Source organism: Cohnella sp. GbtcB17 (assembly GCF_019091135.1).
GTDB lineage: Bacteria > Bacillota > Bacilli > Paenibacillales > Paenibacillaceae > Cohnella.
The window spans coordinates 42,076-57,052 of the sequence record NZ_JAGXJW010000054.1; the positions used below are offsets into that span (position 1 = coordinate 42,076).

The window sequence follows — 14,977 nt, forward strand, 5'->3', positions numbered from 1 at the left end:
CCCCTCGTTATTGCACGATAAACGTGCCGAAAATTTGTTCGACCACATCGGTCAAGCGCGCTTCCCACTTCAAAAACACCTGGTCCGCCGCCGCGGGCACGGACGTGTCGACCGCGACGTCGTAGCCGGTCGCTTCGATGACGCCGGCAGAAGCCAGTGCGGCCAAATACTGCTTGCAAGCGCCGATGAGCGCAAGGCGGCCTTCCTCAGTGTTGTTTACCTTGCCGATGTACTGGTCCTCGGCGGTGCGCTGAAGGTCGGCGTTCACGCTGTCGAGTACACGGATCGTCCGAATCTTCTTCCAGGCCGCATTCTGGCCGGAAGCCAAGGTCACGCGGCTGTTCACGCCGCGCAGCGCCTTGACCATGCGGCCGTCGTGAACGTGGAGGAAAACGCCGCCGCGCACGGCTTGCTCCTGCTCGGAGCGAGTCCAGCGGCGCACGACATCCTGGAACGGCGAGGACGCATAGGTGGTCGACGCGTTCAGCGGCTGGCCGGCGATCAGGCCGGCGACATACGCCGCCACCTGCGCGGAGCTGTACTCGACGTCGGCCAGCACCGCGCCGGTGCCGACGTTGACGATGCCCTCGTGGTTGTAGGAAGCGCTGCGCTGCGTGGCTTTGCCGACGGCATCCGCCGCCTTGTCGTCCGCGAGCGAGCCGCCGAGGACGGCGATCGCGCCGTGTCCCTCGCCGCGGATGCGCGCCACCCAGGCGACCAGGCTTGCGTGCAGCTGCGCATCGGAAATGCCGTCGAGCGCGACCGCGTTAAACGTCTGCGTCTCGAAGGCGGACAGCGCATTCACGTAGTCCGCGTTCGCGATGCCCGAGATGCCCGATGCGCCGCCCGTCAGCGCAGCGCCGGCGACCGGCGCCAGCGAGCCGTTGCCGCTCGCGACTTTGGAGGCCGTCACCCATACGTTGGCCGCATCCTGGTTAACGGCGTCGACGGCCGCCTGCACGGAGCCTTCGGCGAAGGTGAAGGTGCGCAGAAGCGTATTGCCCTCGAACAGCTTGATGTCCTTCATGCCGGCATCCGCCGGATTGACCTGTACCGTCACCTTGAAGTTGTTGCCCCGCGCACCGGTCTGCTTCGCTTCGAGCTTCAGCACGTCAACCGGTGTGCCGGCTCCGTCTTTCAGCGTCTTGGACGCCTTTGCGTCCGTGCCGTCCGACAGCCGGTAGGCGAGCACCTTGCTCGCGCCGCCGAGAAGCGCGAAGCGAAGCGACGTATACGCCGTCGCGCCGCCCGTCTCGTCAATCCCGTACAGGCTCGCGATATCGGCCTCGCTCGTCACCTCCGCGAATTGCTTGACCGGTCCCCAATGGGCCTTGACCGGCATGATGACTACGCCTCGTTCTCCTGCTTGCACCGCAGCCGCGGCCGCCGAGCGAAACGCCATATAAAAGCCGGGCAATACCGGCAGATCCGTCTGATTCCAAGTGCCTCCAGCCATGCTCAGTTCACCTTCCTGTTCATGAAATTTTGGACGAGCGCCATCGCGCCCTCGATGCCCAATCGTTCGCCTTCGCTCGTTCCGTGCAGGGCGCCTTGCACCGCTTCCGGACTGACGCCGAACAGCTCGCCCGCATAGGCGATCAGTTCATCCTTGCCGTATGTCGCGACCGTATCGTCGCCTTGCTTTTTTCCCGCCATTTGCCGGCCACCTCATCCTTCTTTTTGATGAAACGCGATCTCCCGCATCAGCGGCGCCTCCCCCGTCGAGCGACGGTTTTTGCGGCTTAGCGTCAGGCTTAGCTGGCCCGTCGCGACCGCATCCGCCTTCAGGTCGGCCATCGCCTCCCCGACCCGCAAAAACCGCCGCTCCGCCGCGTCGAGCGGCAGCTTGGCCGCGGCGCCCAGCGCGCTCGTCAGCCGTGCGGCCGTGTCCGCTTCCTCCGCGGGGTCCCGCCCGAGCACATGACCGACGTAACGCCGCAGCTCCTCGCCGTACGCGGCATTGCCGACTTTCGTCTCGGCGCCTGCAAGCCGCCACAACACGGCAGGCCGCTCATAATCGGCGGGCCATGCATGCTCGTACACCTGCCACTCGACATCGTCAAGCGCCTGCACCGTCCAGCTCGCGAGCGCCTGCATCCAGCCTCCGTCTCCGCTCATCGAAGCTTCCTCCCCTTCATGCCGCCGCGCCGAAGCGTCCTGCCGCACCACCTTTTACGAGAACGCATGTTCGCTTTCTCATCTATAGGTGGCATTCGTACGACAAGCTATCCGGCGTGGCTGCCGCCGCCTTCTCGCAGGTTCGCCTCGATCTTGCGTCTGGCCCTCAGCAGGTACGTGCCGGCGCTCGACTTGCTGATCTTCAGCACCTCCGCCACCTCGGCGAGCGTGAAGCCTTCGGCTTGAGACAATCTGAAGCAGTCGCGTTCCCGCTCCGTCAGCCCGCCGAGCGCTTGCTCGAGCGCCAGGCTTGGCACGTCGCTGTCGCCCGGCCCATCCGAACGCACGCAGCCGCTCCTTCCTTCCAGCACACCCGACATCACCGAGGGATCGGTCGGAATCTCCCGCTGATAGCCCGCGCGCCGTTCAATGCCCCTGCGATTGCCGGGCATGCGTCCCGTTTCCAGCCAATCGATAATATAGGAACAGCTCGCGATCATCTCGATGATCAGCCGGCGCTCCCGGTCCAGCTCGAACCAGACTTTTCCCGCTGCGCTTGCTTTTCCTGCATGAGCCTCAAGCGCGCTCATCCGCTGCGTGAGCTTGTCCGCCGCGATCATCAGCAGACGGCGCGTATGCCGGTAGCTCTCCGGCGTAGCCAGAACCTTCGTATCTTTCATTAATCAACACCCCCGCTTTGCCAAAATGGTAAATCCAGCACCTACGTAAGTCGTTTCACTTTCAAGCCATACCTTTTCAAAAAAATAAAATCATACTCTATTCACACGGAATCTCGTCAAAATAGGAACATAAGTTCGTATATATGGTTGTTAACCCATCATATATTGCCAACTCGGCAACTGTCAATTCCTTTTTTAACGGTTTTATGGAAAATGGTTTGCCATATCGGAAAATGGGTGGTAAACTAAAAAGAACTTCTTACCGGAGGGAACGATGGTCATGACGTTGGGAAGCCGGCTGAGAGAACGGCGCGAGCGTCTCGGCAAGACGCAGTTGACCGCCGCCAAGGAATTGGGGATCAGCAATGTCCAGCTGTCGCGCTACGAATCCGATGACCGCAAGCCCGAGCCCGACATGCTCGGCCGCTTCGCCGAGTATTACAGGACGACCGCCGATTACCTCCTTGGACTAACGAACGATTCGACGTTAGAGGGGCCGACGGGCGCTTCATCGGAAGCTGCGGCCTTCGAAGAGTTCATGCGCAACCCCGAGCACGGATTGTTTTTCAAAGACTATCTGGATGCGCCCGAAGCCCGGCAGGAGGAGATGCTGCGATTTTGGACATTTATTCGCGAGCAGGAGCGTCTTCGCAGAGCGGATCGCGATTCTGAATAGATGAGTTGGCGCCTTAGGGCGTTTCTTTTTCGCCGATAAATCGAACATACATTCTCATTCCGAGGTGCCGCAGATGCTCCAGTATTATCAACCGACGCCCCTTGAACAGTGGATCGAGGCGCTATGGCTCAGGGCTGGAATCTTGAGACCGGATCAATTGACCATTGAGGAAGTGTCCGAGCGGTTGGACGTATGGGTTCATTATATGAACGAATCCAGCAAAGCGCTGGAATGGATGGGCATACGATCGGTGCTCATCGATCTGCGCCTTACGGCCGAGCGGCAATGGGAGGATTACTTGCACGAGCTATGCCATATTCTCCGGCACGCGGGCAACCAGACGGTGATGCCCCGGGCTTTTCTGGAGCATCAGGAGGCCGAGGCTAAGCGATTTGTTCTCTATGCTTCGATGCCCTTTTCGATGATCAAGAATATGAAGCTGCCTGCCGCTCGCGGCGAGGCAGTGCAGCAGCTGGCCAGCCGATTCGGCGTCACCTGCGAGCTGGCGGACGTTCGGCTCGACCAATTCCAGCGTCGGGCCTTCGAGGCCGTACTTTGGGAGGAGATCGGCAAAATGAAACGGGAGCCCCCTTTGTAAAAGAAAAAGGATGCGATTCGGCGGTTTCGCCTCGCATCCTTTAATCTGTCGTTCGGCGGCTTAGTAAGCCGTCACGCCGATCTTCGCGATCGTCTCGCGGATGAATGCCGGCTCGTCTTCGGGCTTGCGCGACGTGATCAGGTTGCCGCCCACGACGACTTCCCGATCCACGAATACGCCGCCGGCGGCTTCGACTTCTTCTTGAATGGACGCGGTCGCCGTCAGCGTCTTGCCGCTGAGCACGCCCGCCTTCGCGAGCACCTGCGGACCGTGACAGATCGCCGCGATCGGGATGCCGGCGCTGTCCGCTTCGGCGACGAACGCGATGACCGCCGGATCTTCCCGGAGCTTGGCGGGCGAGCCGCCGCCGGGAATTACGATCGCCTCATAATCTCCGGCCTTGGCATCGCCCGCCGCGAGATGGGACGTATACGAGACCGTCCCCTTCTTTCCTTTTAGCTCCTTGCCCTTTTCCGTGCTGATGATGTCGATATCGTTGCCGTTTTCGACCAGCGCGTCGTACGGATTTTGCATTTCCGAATCCTCGTAGCCATCCTCCAGCAAGAATGCCACCTTGCGAAGGCCTTGCTTGACGGTTGCCATATCGCATCACCTCTTGTTCGCTGTTTATGTACGGAAGCAGAACGCAGCTTGCACTGCTGCGTTCTGCTTCCGTGACTTCTATAAGAATGGTCATCCTCGACAACAACAATTCGTTCGTTCGCTTCGCGCGGGTGCCGGGAACACTTCAAACGGTTGCCCGAATTTCTAGCCCTGCCTCATTCGAACCGAGGATTTGCTGCGGGCTGTGGCGGTGACCTGAGCAAGCGTCAACTCGAACCCTTGGCCGTGATGCTGCGGAACCTATTGCCGTTCCGCGATTCCGCGCTGTCTTTCATGGTTCAACGGAATCACATCCTGTCCTTAGGCGATAGCAAGTTTGCCATGCCATTCGTATCCGGCATCATCGCCCGGCGGCTTCAGCGCTCGCTCGCGAACCGGCCGTGATCGTCACGAACCTGGTTCCCGATATCCGGCTGCAGCCCGGCCTTCTGATCCCATGATGCCCTTGACTCGGCATTAGCGCGTCCCAACTCTTCGTAGTCGTGTTCACGATCCGGAGATCTAGCCCTCGCTTCTCCGCCGTGCATCGTGGCTTCGCGCCTCGCGCTGACGTCTGGATCTGCTCGTGCCATTTGAATCACTCCTTCAAGGGTGGAATGGCCTTGCACCTATTATTACCCGCTGGGACAGCCGCGAACCCGTTTTAACCGTTTTCAATGATTAAACAATTTTAATGCCCCGTTTACAAAAAGAGGCTCGTCGCCGAAAATGAGGATGTAGCCCCTTTGGGCCTAACTAACATTCGGGGAAACGGGTAATCTTATTTAAAGATGCGCATAAGGAGGAACTCGAACGATGAAAAAATGGTTTATGCCCGGCTTGATTACCGCTTGCTGCTTGATTGCCGTCTTAATGGTGTTTTTCTCTCTCCAGGATAAAGAGCCGTCCGGCGGAACGCACGAGGCCGCGCCTTCCGCACCCGCCGCGCCCGCCACAGTCGACGCGGAAGCAGCGACCGCCATCTACAAGAGCAATTGCCTGTCTTGCCACGGCGATCAATTGCAAGGCGGCATGGGCCCGGCGCTGGCGAAGGTCGGGGCCGACATGTCCGATGCCGACATCCACAAGCAGATCGCGAACGGCGGCGGCGGCATGCCACCTTTCAAGGGCACGCTGACGGACGAGGAGATTGCCACGGTGACGGCTTGGCTGGCGGCTAAGAAATAATTCGCATCGCTGGAAAAGTCCATTTTCCCCGAGCGCCCTGCGGACAAACCAACAAAAAAATGTTGAATATGGGATCCGGCAATTCGAATATGCTCTTCTCAAGATCACCTTGAGGAGGTGCACGATTGCCGGATGCTTTTGTAATGCGTTCATTGGACGAAATTCAATTTTGGTCGCGTATCATGAAAGAACATTCCCTGTTTTTGAGGTTAGGCTTCCGATGCGAAGACACGCAGCTTATCAACGAAGCAAATCATTTCTATGCCGTGTTCGAGGCCATCGAGAACAAATCGCATACGCTTCCTTTGGATGCGGATCCCGAGATCATTAGACGCTTTAATCTCGAAGTCCATAATGCAGTGTCACATATATGGGCATTTAAAAGAAAAATTCTTGGCCTCATTTTAAGATGTCAGTTGCCGGGCGCGAACAACTTTCCGCTGCTGGTAGACCACACGAGCAGAGAGGCCAACTATTTTCGCAATCGCCTCATCGAATTGAACAACGGAACGCTCGAGCCGCTGCCGGACGCAATCATCGACGAGAACGTATTCTTCCTCAGGATCATGGCGGATCATGCGAAGTTTATCAGCCACTTATTGGATCCGTCCGAAAGGAAGTTGGTCGAGCAGGCACGCGAGTTCAGCCAAGACTTCGATCAACTGCTTTTCCAAGCCAAAGACTTGGAATCCATGCGGCCTCAATCTCAAACCGTCCCTCTGCTCGATCAGTTCCTGGACCAAAACCGCGTATCCGTCAAGTCTCTGCGGGATTTCAAACAAACCGCCCGCGACTTGATCTATGCTTGCAAAATCAAAAGCATTATCCATCCGCTCTTGGCCGACCACGTGTTCAGAGAAGCGGAAAGATTCCTTCATATCATCGACATGTTCGAGCAGCATTTAATGGGGCATCAGGTTCATATGCAGCAGTTGGAGCACTGATCCCCAGTGAAAGGGATCCGAACCCCGACCTACGCTATACGTTAAGCGACCGCGAGGCTTCCTTGCGGTTTTTTTGTTGCGATTATAGGAGTGTAGTGTATGCTTTAGAAAAGCGTCGCAGGAGTCTATACATATGTTGCAATATAACATTGCACTAATCGGCGATTCATTCTCATGCCCAATATTTCAAGGAGAGTGAACGATTTGAAAAGGCTTGGAGTATTATTCCTGTTAATTATGATTTTAGGGTGCACCAGCGCGCCAACTTCGGGAAATCAATCGCGCTCTCTATCCGATGACCAAACCATAATTGACGAGAATAAATATTCAGGACAAGAATTGGAACTCGTACAAATTATCAATAAGTCGACGAAATTGTTAAATGACAGAAATGAGCGCGAGTACTTAGCGTTATTCGCAAAGAGTAGTCCAGTTTCGCAACTTAACAAAAAAAAGGTTACAAGGATTGAAGTCGTTTCCCTTGGTCCTATCAATAAAGATACCGCATCTGTAGAAACAAAAATTTGGATGGACACCGAACCGGAGACTACAAAATTATATTCATTTACTAAAGAAGACGATGTCTGGAAGATATACGATATCGATTAAAAAGAAGGAGGGAGCCTGCAACAAGGCTCCTCCTTTGTTTTCTTAGAGACGAACCGCCCCAAACTTTATACACAAAAAAGACGCGGCCCCGAATCCGGGAAACCGCGCCATCGTTGGCGTCTTATGGTGCTGATGAAGGGATTCGAACCCCCGACCTACGCATTACGAATGCGTTGCTCTACCAGCTGAGCTACATCAGCGAACACTTTTACAGAATACCGAATTGGACGCTTAGAGTCAAGCCCTTTTTCGATTTTTTTTGATTTTCTTTCGCGGGGGTTCGATAAGGGCCAAATGTGCCGTATAATGGGGCTCAAAGGAGTGAACGCCGGGTGTACAGGATTGTGATCGCCGACGACCAGACGCTCATGCGGGACGGTCTGCAGACGATAATACAGCTCGAAGATGACATGGAGGTCGTCGGGACCGCCGAGAACGGCGAAGACGCATGCGCGCTCGCGATTCGGCACAAGCCGGACCTGGTGCTGATGGACATTCGCATGCCTGTGATGAACGGCATCGAGGCGGTCAAGAAGCTCCGGCAGGACGCCCCCGGCGTCAGAGTACTCATGCTTACTACGTTCGATGAGGACGATTATATTATCGAGGCGCTCGCGAGCGGGGCGGTCGGTTTTCTGCTCAAGGACATCCAGAGCGACAAACTGCTCCAGGCGATTCGGGACGCGGCTCGCGGCGAGATGATGCTGCCCGCCGGCATTGCGGCCAAGCTGGCGGCCCGCCTCGCTTCCCCGCATGCCGGCAAGCCTACGGGACTCCGTGCCCGCGGCCGGACCGACGGCCTCAAGTTCACGGACCGCGAGCTCAGCATCATCGCCTTGATGGTCGAGGGCCGGACGAATCGCGAGATCGCGGGCCAGCTGTTCATGAGCGAAGGCACCGTTAAAAATTACGTCAGCACGATCTACGACAAAATCGGGACGAACGATCGAACGCAGGCGGTCATCTGGCTAAAGGAGATGGCGAACGGCTGAGCGCGTCCAAGAGTTTGCTATGAAAGGACAACCAACACCATGAACGCAAATATTCCAAAATTCGCCCCCGGCCGATCGGCGCGGGGGCTCGTCGCGCTGATTACCGCGCTGGCAGGCGGCACGCTGATGTATGTGTTGAATTGGCCGCTGCCCTGGCTGCTGGGACCGATGATCGGCGTACTGATCGGCTCCTCGATCTGGAAAGGCAAATACCACTTGCCCGCTCCTGTGCGCAACGCAGGCATGATCGCCGTCGGCTATACGATCGGCCTGTCGCTCACTGGTGCCGCGCTGCGGGAGATGGGCGCGCAGCTGCCGACGATGCTGCTGATGACCGCGCTGCTGCTTCTGCTGTGCGCCGCGCTTGCCGCAGTCGTCGCGAAACTTGGCGGCATCCCTTATCTCACGGCGCTGATGGGCAGCATACCCGGTGGACTTACGCAGGTGCTCATCTTGGCGGAGGAAACAAAGGGAGTCAATCTGACTGTTGTTACGATTATCCAGGTCGTTCGGCTGATGATGATCGTCATCTGCATTCCGCTGCTTATTTTCAGCCCTGTCTTTGGTTTTCAAGTCGACGAAGCCATAAGCTCGGTCGCCGCTTCGAGCAGGCATGCAGACTGGGCCGGGCTTTGGCCAGCCCTCCCGATTTACGCCGTCGTCTGCACAGTATTTGCAATGTTGGGCGAAAAAGTCCGATTCCCGACCGCTTACCTGCTCGCTCCCGCGCTCGGCGCGGCGCTGCTCCAAGCGGCAGGCTTGCACGGCTCGACGCTGCCTGCCCCGATCATCGACGCGGCGCAGCTCGCCATCGGGACTTATGTAGGCTTGCTGCTCAAGCCCGCCCAGCTCGAACGCAAGCTGCGAACCCTCGCGCTCGCGGCGATGAGCGGCATCGGCCTGCTCGCCTGCGCGTTCGGCTTAAGCTTCCTTTTGACAAAAATCCATCCCCTGTCACTGCCCACAGCATTGCTTAGTCTCGCACCGGGCGGCATGGACCAGATGGGCATCGTTGCCCATGAGATCGGCGCGGACCTTTCGACCGTGGCCGGATACCAGCTGTTCCGCACATTTTTCATTTTCTTCGCCATTCCGCCGCTGCTCCGATGGGTCATCCGCCTCGCCACTCGACGCGCAGCAAAGGAGCAGTCTGAAAAAGAAGCTTCTTAACTGGAAACCATCCCTGCTTTACTCCGCTCCCCAAGTCTGTTATCTTAAAACAAGAACATAAGTTCGCATTATATTAAACAATTTCGGAGGAGGTCCCCTGGATGAATCCGACACAATATTTGCCCATGCAGGCGAAAACGATCTTAAATGCCGTGACCGCTCCGTCGATGCCATTCGATTGGTCGATTAATCCGTACCGGGGCTGCCAGCACGGATGCAGCTTTTGCTATGCGCGAAGCACGCACGCATTTCTCGGCGAGGCCGCGGACGATACGTTCCAGCATCGCATCTTCTACAAGGACGATGCGCCGGCGATCCTGCGCGCCCAGCTCCAGCGCATGCGCGCGCGGGGCAAGCTTCCGTCGCACGTGGCGATCGGCACCGCGACCGATCCTTATCAGCAGCTCGAAGCCAAGGCCAAGCTGACGCGCGGCTGCCTGGAGACGCTCGCCGAATTCGGCGTTGGCGTCAGCATCACCACCCGCTCGCCGCTCGTGCTGCGGGATCTGGACCTGCTGCGCGCGCTGCCCGGCGCCTCGGTGAATATTAGCATTCATACGCTGGACGCCCGGATCTGGCGGACATTCGAGCCATCGACGCCGTCGCCCGCCCGGCGGCTCGATTGCGCGCGCACGCTGACGGAGGCCGGCATTCGCGTGCATGCCTTCGCGGCGCCCATTCTGCCGCTGCTCACCGACGGCGAAGCCGATACCGAGGCGCTGGTCGAAGCGCTCGCGAATGCGGGCGTCCGCCACATGATGTCGTCGTTTCTGCGGCTGTCCACGCCCGAGGTCAAGAGCTGGTTTTTCTCGGTGCTCCGGACGGCGCACCCCGAGCTGGCCGAGGCCTACGGCAAGCTCTACTGGCATTCCGCGCGGCTGCCCGACAGCTATCGCAGGCCGGTCTATTCCCGAATCGCGTCGCAGATGAAGCGCTACGGACTCTCCGAGATCGGCGCGATGGAGGTGCCCAAGGGGGACGCCGCCTATGCCTTGGGCGCCGCTCCCGCCGCCGCGCATGCGGCCTCGCTCAACCATCCGATGGCCGAATCGCCTTTTTCAAGCGAAGCCGGCGCTTCGCCATGCCAGCCCGTGCAATTGGCCCTTTTCTGACGTCTCGCCTGGATCTCTGCGCCCCGGCACGCCCCTCTCCCCCTGCGCATAAGCTGTGATGACAATCGCCCAGCGCAGGCAAAGGGGAATGAAAATGAACGTACAGACGTTGATGCTCCCGATCTCGATCGAGCGGACCGAGAAGCCCCCGCTCAAGCTCAGCACGCCGGTCATCACGGGCGGCACGGGCGAGGAAGCCCTCAAGAAGATGAACGAAGCGATCAAGCGCGAAGAAGCGTCGCTGATGTCCACCCAGGGCTATCCGTCCCCCGATGTGCAGGAAATGGACGGCACCTTTGAAGTCAAGACGAACCAGCGCGGCGTCCTGAGCCTGTCGCTGCTCAATTATGTATTCTCGGGCGGCGCGCACGGCAATACGATCCAGAAGTCGCTCACCTTCGATGCGGACACGGGCCGGTCTTACGCGCTGAAGGACCTGTTCAAAAAAGGGGCCGACTACGAAAAGAAGCTCAATGCGCTCATCGAAGCCCAGATCAAGTTGCGCAAGCTCCCGCTGCTGTCCTCCTATCCCGGCATCTCGGCGGATCAGGATTATTACATTGCGGACAAAGCGCTCGTCATTTATTTTCAGCTCTACGATCTGGTCCCTTACGCTTGGGGATTTCCCTACTTCCCGATTTCCGTGTACGCCATTCAGGATATCATCGACGAAGACGGACCGCTCGGCGCGATGATGTATTGAGCCCAAGCCTGCAAGGCAACGCATCGCGAAAAAAAAGGAAGGCCGCCATCGCCGCAACAATGCGGTTCGGCAGCCTTCCTTTCTAAATTCTCCGGGCCACTTGCGATCCTTCTTTACCATTTGCTCGGATCGATGTCCTTCGACGTCAGTCCGGCCCAGATATTCGGCACGTCCACCGATGCGGGGTCGTTGAACACCAGAAACGCCGTCGGCAAGTACCGCCCGCCCTCGCCCTTGGACGACGGCTTGTTCACGAGCTCGCCGCCTTCCTTGACCAGCACGGTGGACGAGCCGCCGTCGAGGTTGGCGGCGATGACCGCACCGTGCTCGAGCATGATCTGCTGGCAATCGTACAGATCCGCGCCGATGCTGTAGCCGATCTGGCGGCCGTCGATGATCAGGAACATAATTTTGCCGTCAGCCCGCTGGCCCATGACCGTACGCGGCGCGATTCCCCAGCCGTTGGCGTGATTTTTGATCAGCCCTTTGCCGTTGACGATGATCCGCGGCTCGAAGCTGACCGCTTCGGAGATGCCCAGGTCCATCAGCTCCTTGATCGAGTAATGGCCCGCGATCATTTTGCCGTTCTTGTCCAGCCCCACGATCTGCGTGCTGCTGTTCTTGCCCAGCCCGTTGTAATAAATCTTGCCCTGGGTGATGACGAGACCGATCGGCTGAAAGCCGTTGCCCTGCCAGTTCGGATCCGCGAAGCCGCCGGCATTGACGCCCGCGATCGCGCCCGTTCGCTTGACCATGCTCGGCACCTTCTCGCCTTTGCCCGCCTTCGCGGGCACGACGAGCCGAATCTTGGTCGGATCCGACACGGTGAGCAGGTAGCCGTGATAGCCCTTGCCGTCCACCTCTTCGATGGATGTGAGCGGCTCTGTCGCAGTCGTCTCGTCTTCGTGCGGCGCGTCGGCGGGAAGCGCGATCTCGTGGGTATCCCTTTCTTCGCCCATGTCTTTAAACTGCTGGGCATAAGCGGCTACCCGCTCCTTAAGCCCTTCCTCGCCGATCAAATACTTGGCATAATCGCGATGCTGTGTCGTGATGATCGCGTCCGCGAGCCGATAACGAACGGAAGTACCCGACGGCGTGACGAAAAACCAAACGGCAAACGCCGCAGCCAGCACGACCATCGTCCAGAAAAAAGCGACGAAACGCCGCCAGGCTTTATTTTTCTTACGGCGCCGGCCCGCAGCCGAGCGCGTGGACTTGTTGGCATACACCTCGGCCCGGGAACGCCCGCCAGGCGCGCCTCCGGGTGTCGATACGTGAGGATTAGGAATGATGACACGCTCCTGTCTATTGGCAAATCTACCGAAATAGACGATTAAATCGCGCGGAGAGTTGCATTTCCGACCAAAATGGGTATAAGGCCCACTCACCGCGCGGTATCCGACAACATTGCCCAGGAAATGACAGCTTAAATTGTCGCTCAACCTTCGCAATTGCCGTCAGATTCGGTTACCATAAGGCGAACGAACTTGTTATAATGGACCGAAAGCCGCCAAGCAAGCTTGCTGCGGCACACGGATCGGAGGCCTCTCAATGAGCGAGAATACAAAAACGAAAACCTACGGAATAACCAATCGCACCGATACATATGTCGTCTATGAGCTGACTGACAGCGCGACGGATTCCAAAGTGACCGTATGCCCGCAGCGCGGAGGCATCGTCATCGGCTGCCGCTTGAACGGCGAGGAGCTGCTTTACCTGGATCGCGATACGTTTATCGATCCGGCCGCGAACATTCGGGGCGGAATCCCCGTGCTGTTCCCCATCTGCGGCCAGCTTCAAGGCGGCGCCTATGAGTGGGAAGGACAAACCTATCGCATGAAAAATCACGGCGTCGCCCGCACCGCTGCCTGGGAAGTCGTGAACGCGTATGCGGACGAGGAAGAAGCCGCGCTGACGCTCGAGCTTCACAGCAACGAAGAGACGCTCGCGTCGTATCCTTTCGAATTCGAGCTTCATTTTACCTATCGCCTTAAAGCCGGCAAGCTCTATATCGAGCAATCCTACAACAACCTGTCCGAGCGGGACATGCCGGTTCAGGCGGGATTCCATCCGTACTTCGCGACGTCGGACAAGAAGCTGACATACGCGATCGACGCGACGAAGGCGCTCGACTACAACGACGGACAAATCAAACCGTTCGACGGCACGCTGGACCTCGGCGGCCTGGTCGAATCGGTCGCGCTCCTCGATCCGAAGACGCCCGAGATTTCCTTCCCGTCGCCGTCCGGCCGCAAAATCAAGCTGAGCTACAGCGACGTCTTCGGCGTCGTCGTGCTCTGGTCCGTCGAAGGCAAGCCTTTCGTCTGCGTCGAGCCTTGGACCGCATTAAACGAAGCGCTCAATCGCAAAGAAGGCCTCATCCTCGTGCCGCCCGGCGACTGTCTGGATGCGGACTTTACGATCGAGACCGAAGCCTGATCCGCGGCTCGCGAGCCATCGCCCGTACGAGCACACAACCGAACAACCGCACGTCTGCAAAAGCGGCCTGCCGCGCCTGATCATCCTTAAGGATGACGAGGGCGGCAGGCCGCTTTTTCTTACGGTTCGAGCTTCAGCATGGCGCCCGCAGCTTCAAGACGGTCGCGCCAGGCCGGCAGGCAAAGCGCCTTCAGATACGCGTACAGGCTGCGCACGAGAATACGATCGGGGATCGGCTGCCCGATCTCCTCGATCAGTCTGTCCGCCGCCTCGAGCAAGTCGGATCGACGTTCGGGCTCGAGCGCCTCGGGGCCGCTTCGCTCGACGTCCTTGACGAACTCGCGCAGCGCGGCGACGTATTCGTTGTCCAATCCGCCCTTCGAGTCCTCGTCGTTCATGAGCGGCGCGGAACCGCGTCCCGCGAGCCCGGCCATCACATCGTCGAGCCGCTCCAGCAGATAACTTCCGGCCCGCTCGCCCTTAATATTCCGCTTCTCCAGCAGACAGGTGTGCATGATCTCGTTCAGCATGCCGCTCAGCAGGTACGCCCCGTCCCGGCTATAGGCCGAGGCGTCGTCGCCGTAAATCGCCACGATATACTGCCGCTTCCACATCAGCAGCCGATGCCGCAGCTCGTGCAGCAGCTTGGTCTTCTGCTCCTGCCCGATATTGACCTGCGGCTCCTGCACGAGCATCATGAGGAACTCCGAGTTGTTCCGGAAATAATCGAAATACCTGACGAGCTGCAGCCTGAACTGCTCGCGCGGGCCGAGCTGCCGCTCTTCCGGCAGCACGGCGAGCTCCGCCGTCATCCGCTCGACGAAGTGCCAGAGGACGGCGAGCACCAGCTCTTCCTTGCCTTTGAAGTAAAAGTAGATCGAACCCTTCGCCATCCCGAGCTCGTCGACGATCTCCTGAATGGACGTGGCGTGGAATCCCTTGCGCGCGAAGCAGCGCATGGCGGCTTCGATAATCTGATGCTTGCGTGCGTTCATGTCGTTCCCTCCGTGCGGAAGCAGCTTGCAGCCATTTTAAACGCTCGCCTTGGACTTGCGGCTCAGCTTCGCGCGCAGCTTCATCAGCGTCTCATAGGCGATCGGCACGATCAGCAGCGACTACATCCGGGCGGTCGCCGACGATTCGAC

General features: G+C 58.5%; 18 protein-coding genes and 1 tRNA gene. 10 read left to right on the forward strand and 9 right to left on the reverse strand.

Annotated features, from left to right (window positions below; all coding sequences use genetic code 11):
• Positions 1-7: 7 nt before the first annotated feature.
• The 4 genes from KVT38_RS25590 to KVT38_RS25605 all read right to left on the reverse strand — a co-directional run bounded on the left by KVT38_RS25590 (position 8) and on the right by KVT38_RS25605 (position 2,798).
• On the reverse strand, positions 8-1,456 hold the full coding sequence (locus tag KVT38_RS25590) for a phage tail sheath family protein (protein ID WP_217596577.1): 1,449 nt from the start codon (positions 1,454-1,456) through the stop codon (positions 8-10).
• Between the two features lie 2 nt (positions 1,457-1,458).
• Complete coding sequence (locus KVT38_RS25595) at positions 1,459-1,656, reverse strand: YqzN/YkzM domain-containing protein (protein WP_217596578.1); 198 nt, start codon at positions 1,654-1,656, stop codon at positions 1,459-1,461.
• Positions 1,657-1,668: 12 nt separating this feature from the next.
• The gene (locus KVT38_RS25600; protein WP_217596579.1) at positions 1,669-2,118 is read right to left on the reverse strand and encodes a hypothetical protein; all 450 of its coding nucleotides are present in this window, start codon (positions 2,116-2,118) and stop codon (positions 1,669-1,671) included.
• Between the two features lie 107 nt (positions 2,119-2,225).
• Positions 2,226-2,798 (reverse strand): sigma factor-like helix-turn-helix DNA-binding protein, encoded by a 573-nt coding sequence (locus tag KVT38_RS25605; RefSeq protein ID WP_217596580.1) that lies wholly within the window; start codon positions 2,796-2,798, stop codon positions 2,226-2,228.
• Between the two features lie 280 nt (positions 2,799-3,078).
• Between KVT38_RS25605 and KVT38_RS25610 the strand changes: the two genes are divergently transcribed.
• Entirely contained in the window at positions 3,079-3,474 is a 396-nt protein-coding gene (locus KVT38_RS25610) for a transcriptional regulator (protein WP_217596581.1), read from the forward strand.
• 73 nt (positions 3,475-3,547) lie between these two features.
• Positions 3,548-4,072, forward strand: coding sequence for an ImmA/IrrE family metallo-endopeptidase (locus tag KVT38_RS25615; RefSeq protein WP_217596582.1), 525 nt, complete (start codon positions 3,548-3,550; stop codon positions 4,070-4,072).
• 60 nt (positions 4,073-4,132) lie between these two features.
• Here the strand turns inward: KVT38_RS25615 and KVT38_RS25620 are convergent, their stop codons facing one another.
• The gene (locus KVT38_RS25620) at positions 4,133-4,675 is read right to left on the reverse strand and encodes a DJ-1/PfpI/YhbO family deglycase/protease (protein ID WP_217596583.1); all 543 of its coding nucleotides are present in this window, start codon (positions 4,673-4,675) and stop codon (positions 4,133-4,135) included.
• A 377-nt stretch (positions 4,676-5,052) separates the two neighbouring features.
• A complete protein-coding gene (locus KVT38_RS25625) occupies positions 5,053-5,268 on the reverse strand; it encodes a hypothetical protein (RefSeq protein WP_217596584.1) in 216 nt (71 codons plus the stop codon).
• A gap of 223 nt (positions 5,269-5,491) precedes the next feature.
• Between KVT38_RS25625 and KVT38_RS25630 the strand changes: the two genes are divergently transcribed.
• The 3 genes from KVT38_RS25630 (at position 5,492) to KVT38_RS25640 (ending at position 7,416) form a co-directional block, all read left to right on the forward strand.
• Positions 5,492-5,863, forward strand: coding sequence for a c-type cytochrome (locus KVT38_RS25630; protein ID WP_217596585.1), 372 nt, complete (start codon positions 5,492-5,494; stop codon positions 5,861-5,863).
• Between the two features lie 125 nt (positions 5,864-5,988).
• A complete protein-coding gene (locus KVT38_RS25635) occupies positions 5,989-6,807 on the forward strand; it encodes a DUF2935 domain-containing protein (RefSeq protein ID WP_217596586.1) in 819 nt (272 codons plus the stop codon).
• A 195-nt stretch (positions 6,808-7,002) separates the two neighbouring features.
• Positions 7,003-7,416 (forward strand): hypothetical protein, encoded by a 414-nt coding sequence (locus tag KVT38_RS25640; RefSeq protein WP_217596587.1) that lies wholly within the window; start codon positions 7,003-7,005, stop codon positions 7,414-7,416.
• Between the two features lie 124 nt (positions 7,417-7,540).
• Here the strand turns inward: KVT38_RS25640 and KVT38_RS25645 are convergent.
• Positions 7,541-7,616: transfer RNA gene (locus tag KVT38_RS25645), tRNA-Thr, on the reverse strand.
• A gap of 132 nt (positions 7,617-7,748) precedes the next feature.
• Between KVT38_RS25645 and KVT38_RS25650 the strand changes: the two genes are divergently transcribed.
• The 4 genes from KVT38_RS25650 to KVT38_RS25665 all read left to right on the forward strand — a co-directional run bounded on the left by KVT38_RS25650 (position 7,749) and on the right by KVT38_RS25665 (position 11,393).
• The gene (locus KVT38_RS25650) at positions 7,749-8,408 is read left to right on the forward strand and encodes a response regulator (protein WP_217596588.1); all 660 of its coding nucleotides are present in this window, start codon (positions 7,749-7,751) and stop codon (positions 8,406-8,408) included.
• 39 nt (positions 8,409-8,447) lie between these two features.
• The gene (locus KVT38_RS25655) at positions 8,448-9,578 is read left to right on the forward strand and encodes an AbrB family transcriptional regulator (protein ID WP_217596589.1); all 1,131 of its coding nucleotides are present in this window, start codon (positions 8,448-8,450) and stop codon (positions 9,576-9,578) included.
• Positions 9,579-9,679: 101 nt separating this feature from the next.
• Positions 9,680-10,690 carry an SPL family radical SAM protein gene (locus tag KVT38_RS25660; RefSeq protein WP_217596590.1) on the forward strand — a complete coding sequence of 337 codons (1,011 nt, stop codon included), beginning with the start codon at positions 9,680-9,682 and terminating at the stop codon, positions 10,688-10,690.
• A gap of 94 nt (positions 10,691-10,784) precedes the next feature.
• Positions 10,785-11,393, forward strand: a complete 609-nt coding sequence (locus KVT38_RS25665; protein ID WP_217596591.1) for a DUF3298 and DUF4163 domain-containing protein — start codon at positions 10,785-10,787, stop codon at positions 11,391-11,393.
• Between the two features lie 113 nt (positions 11,394-11,506).
• Here the strand turns inward: KVT38_RS25665 and KVT38_RS25670 are convergent, their stop codons facing one another.
• Positions 11,507-12,532 (reverse strand): phosphodiester glycosidase family protein, encoded by a 1,026-nt coding sequence (locus tag KVT38_RS25670; protein ID WP_217596603.1) that lies wholly within the window; start codon positions 12,530-12,532, stop codon positions 11,507-11,509.
• A 412-nt stretch (positions 12,533-12,944) separates the two neighbouring features.
• Here KVT38_RS25670 and KVT38_RS25675 point away from each other — a divergent pair, with 412 nt between their 5' ends.
• Entirely contained in the window at positions 12,945-13,832 is an 888-nt protein-coding gene (locus KVT38_RS25675) for an aldose epimerase family protein (protein WP_217596592.1), read from the forward strand.
• A 119-nt stretch (positions 13,833-13,951) separates the two neighbouring features.
• Here KVT38_RS25675 and KVT38_RS25680 read toward each other — a convergent pair whose 3' ends face one another.
• A complete protein-coding gene (locus tag KVT38_RS25680; RefSeq protein ID WP_217596593.1) occupies positions 13,952-14,827 on the reverse strand; it encodes a TetR/AcrR family transcriptional regulator in 876 nt (291 codons plus the stop codon).
• Between the last annotated feature and the right edge of the window lie 150 nt (positions 14,828-14,977).

Coding starts and splice junctions, on each gene's coding strand:
- KVT38_RS25660 (WP_217596590.1), top strand. CDS start 9,680: ATGAATCCGACACAATATTTGCCCATGCAGGCGAAAACGATCTTAAAT.
- KVT38_RS25610 (WP_217596581.1), top strand. CDS start 3,079: ATGACGTTGGGAAGCCGGCTGAGAGAACGGCGCGAGCGTCTCGGCAAG.
- KVT38_RS25605 (WP_217596580.1), bottom strand. CDS start 2,798: ATGAAAGATACGAAGGTTCTGGCTACGCCGGAGAGCTACCGGCATACG.
- KVT38_RS25675 (WP_217596592.1), top strand. CDS start 12,945: ATGAGCGAGAATACAAAAACGAAAACCTACGGAATAACCAATCGCACC.
- KVT38_RS25665 (WP_217596591.1), top strand. CDS start 10,785: ATGAACGTACAGACGTTGATGCTCCCGATCTCGATCGAGCGGACCGAG.
- KVT38_RS25595 (WP_217596578.1), bottom strand. CDS start 1,656: ATGGCGGGAAAAAAGCAAGGCGACGATACGGTCGCGACATACGGCAAG.
- KVT38_RS25600 (WP_217596579.1), bottom strand. CDS start 2,118: ATGAGCGGAGACGGAGGCTGGATGCAGGCGCTCGCGAGCTGGACGGTG.
- KVT38_RS25630 (WP_217596585.1), top strand. CDS start 5,492: ATGAAAAAATGGTTTATGCCCGGCTTGATTACCGCTTGCTGCTTGATT.
- KVT38_RS25615 (WP_217596582.1), top strand. CDS start 3,548: ATGCTCCAGTATTATCAACCGACGCCCCTTGAACAGTGGATCGAGGCG.
- KVT38_RS25655 (WP_217596589.1), top strand. CDS start 8,448: ATGAACGCAAATATTCCAAAATTCGCCCCCGGCCGATCGGCGCGGGGG.
- KVT38_RS25590 (WP_217596577.1), bottom strand. CDS start 1,456: ATGGCTGGAGGCACTTGGAATCAGACGGATCTGCCGGTATTGCCCGGC.
- KVT38_RS25625 (WP_217596584.1), bottom strand. CDS start 5,268: ATGGCACGAGCAGATCCAGACGTCAGCGCGAGGCGCGAAGCCACGATG.
- KVT38_RS25620 (WP_217596583.1), bottom strand. CDS start 4,675: ATGGCAACCGTCAAGCAAGGCCTTCGCAAGGTGGCATTCTTGCTGGAG.
- KVT38_RS25670 (WP_217596603.1), bottom strand. CDS start 12,532: ATGGTCGTGCTGGCTGCGGCGTTTGCCGTTTGGTTTTTCGTCACGCCG.
- KVT38_RS25680 (WP_217596593.1), bottom strand. CDS start 14,827: ATGAACGCACGCAAGCATCAGATTATCGAAGCCGCCATGCGCTGCTTC.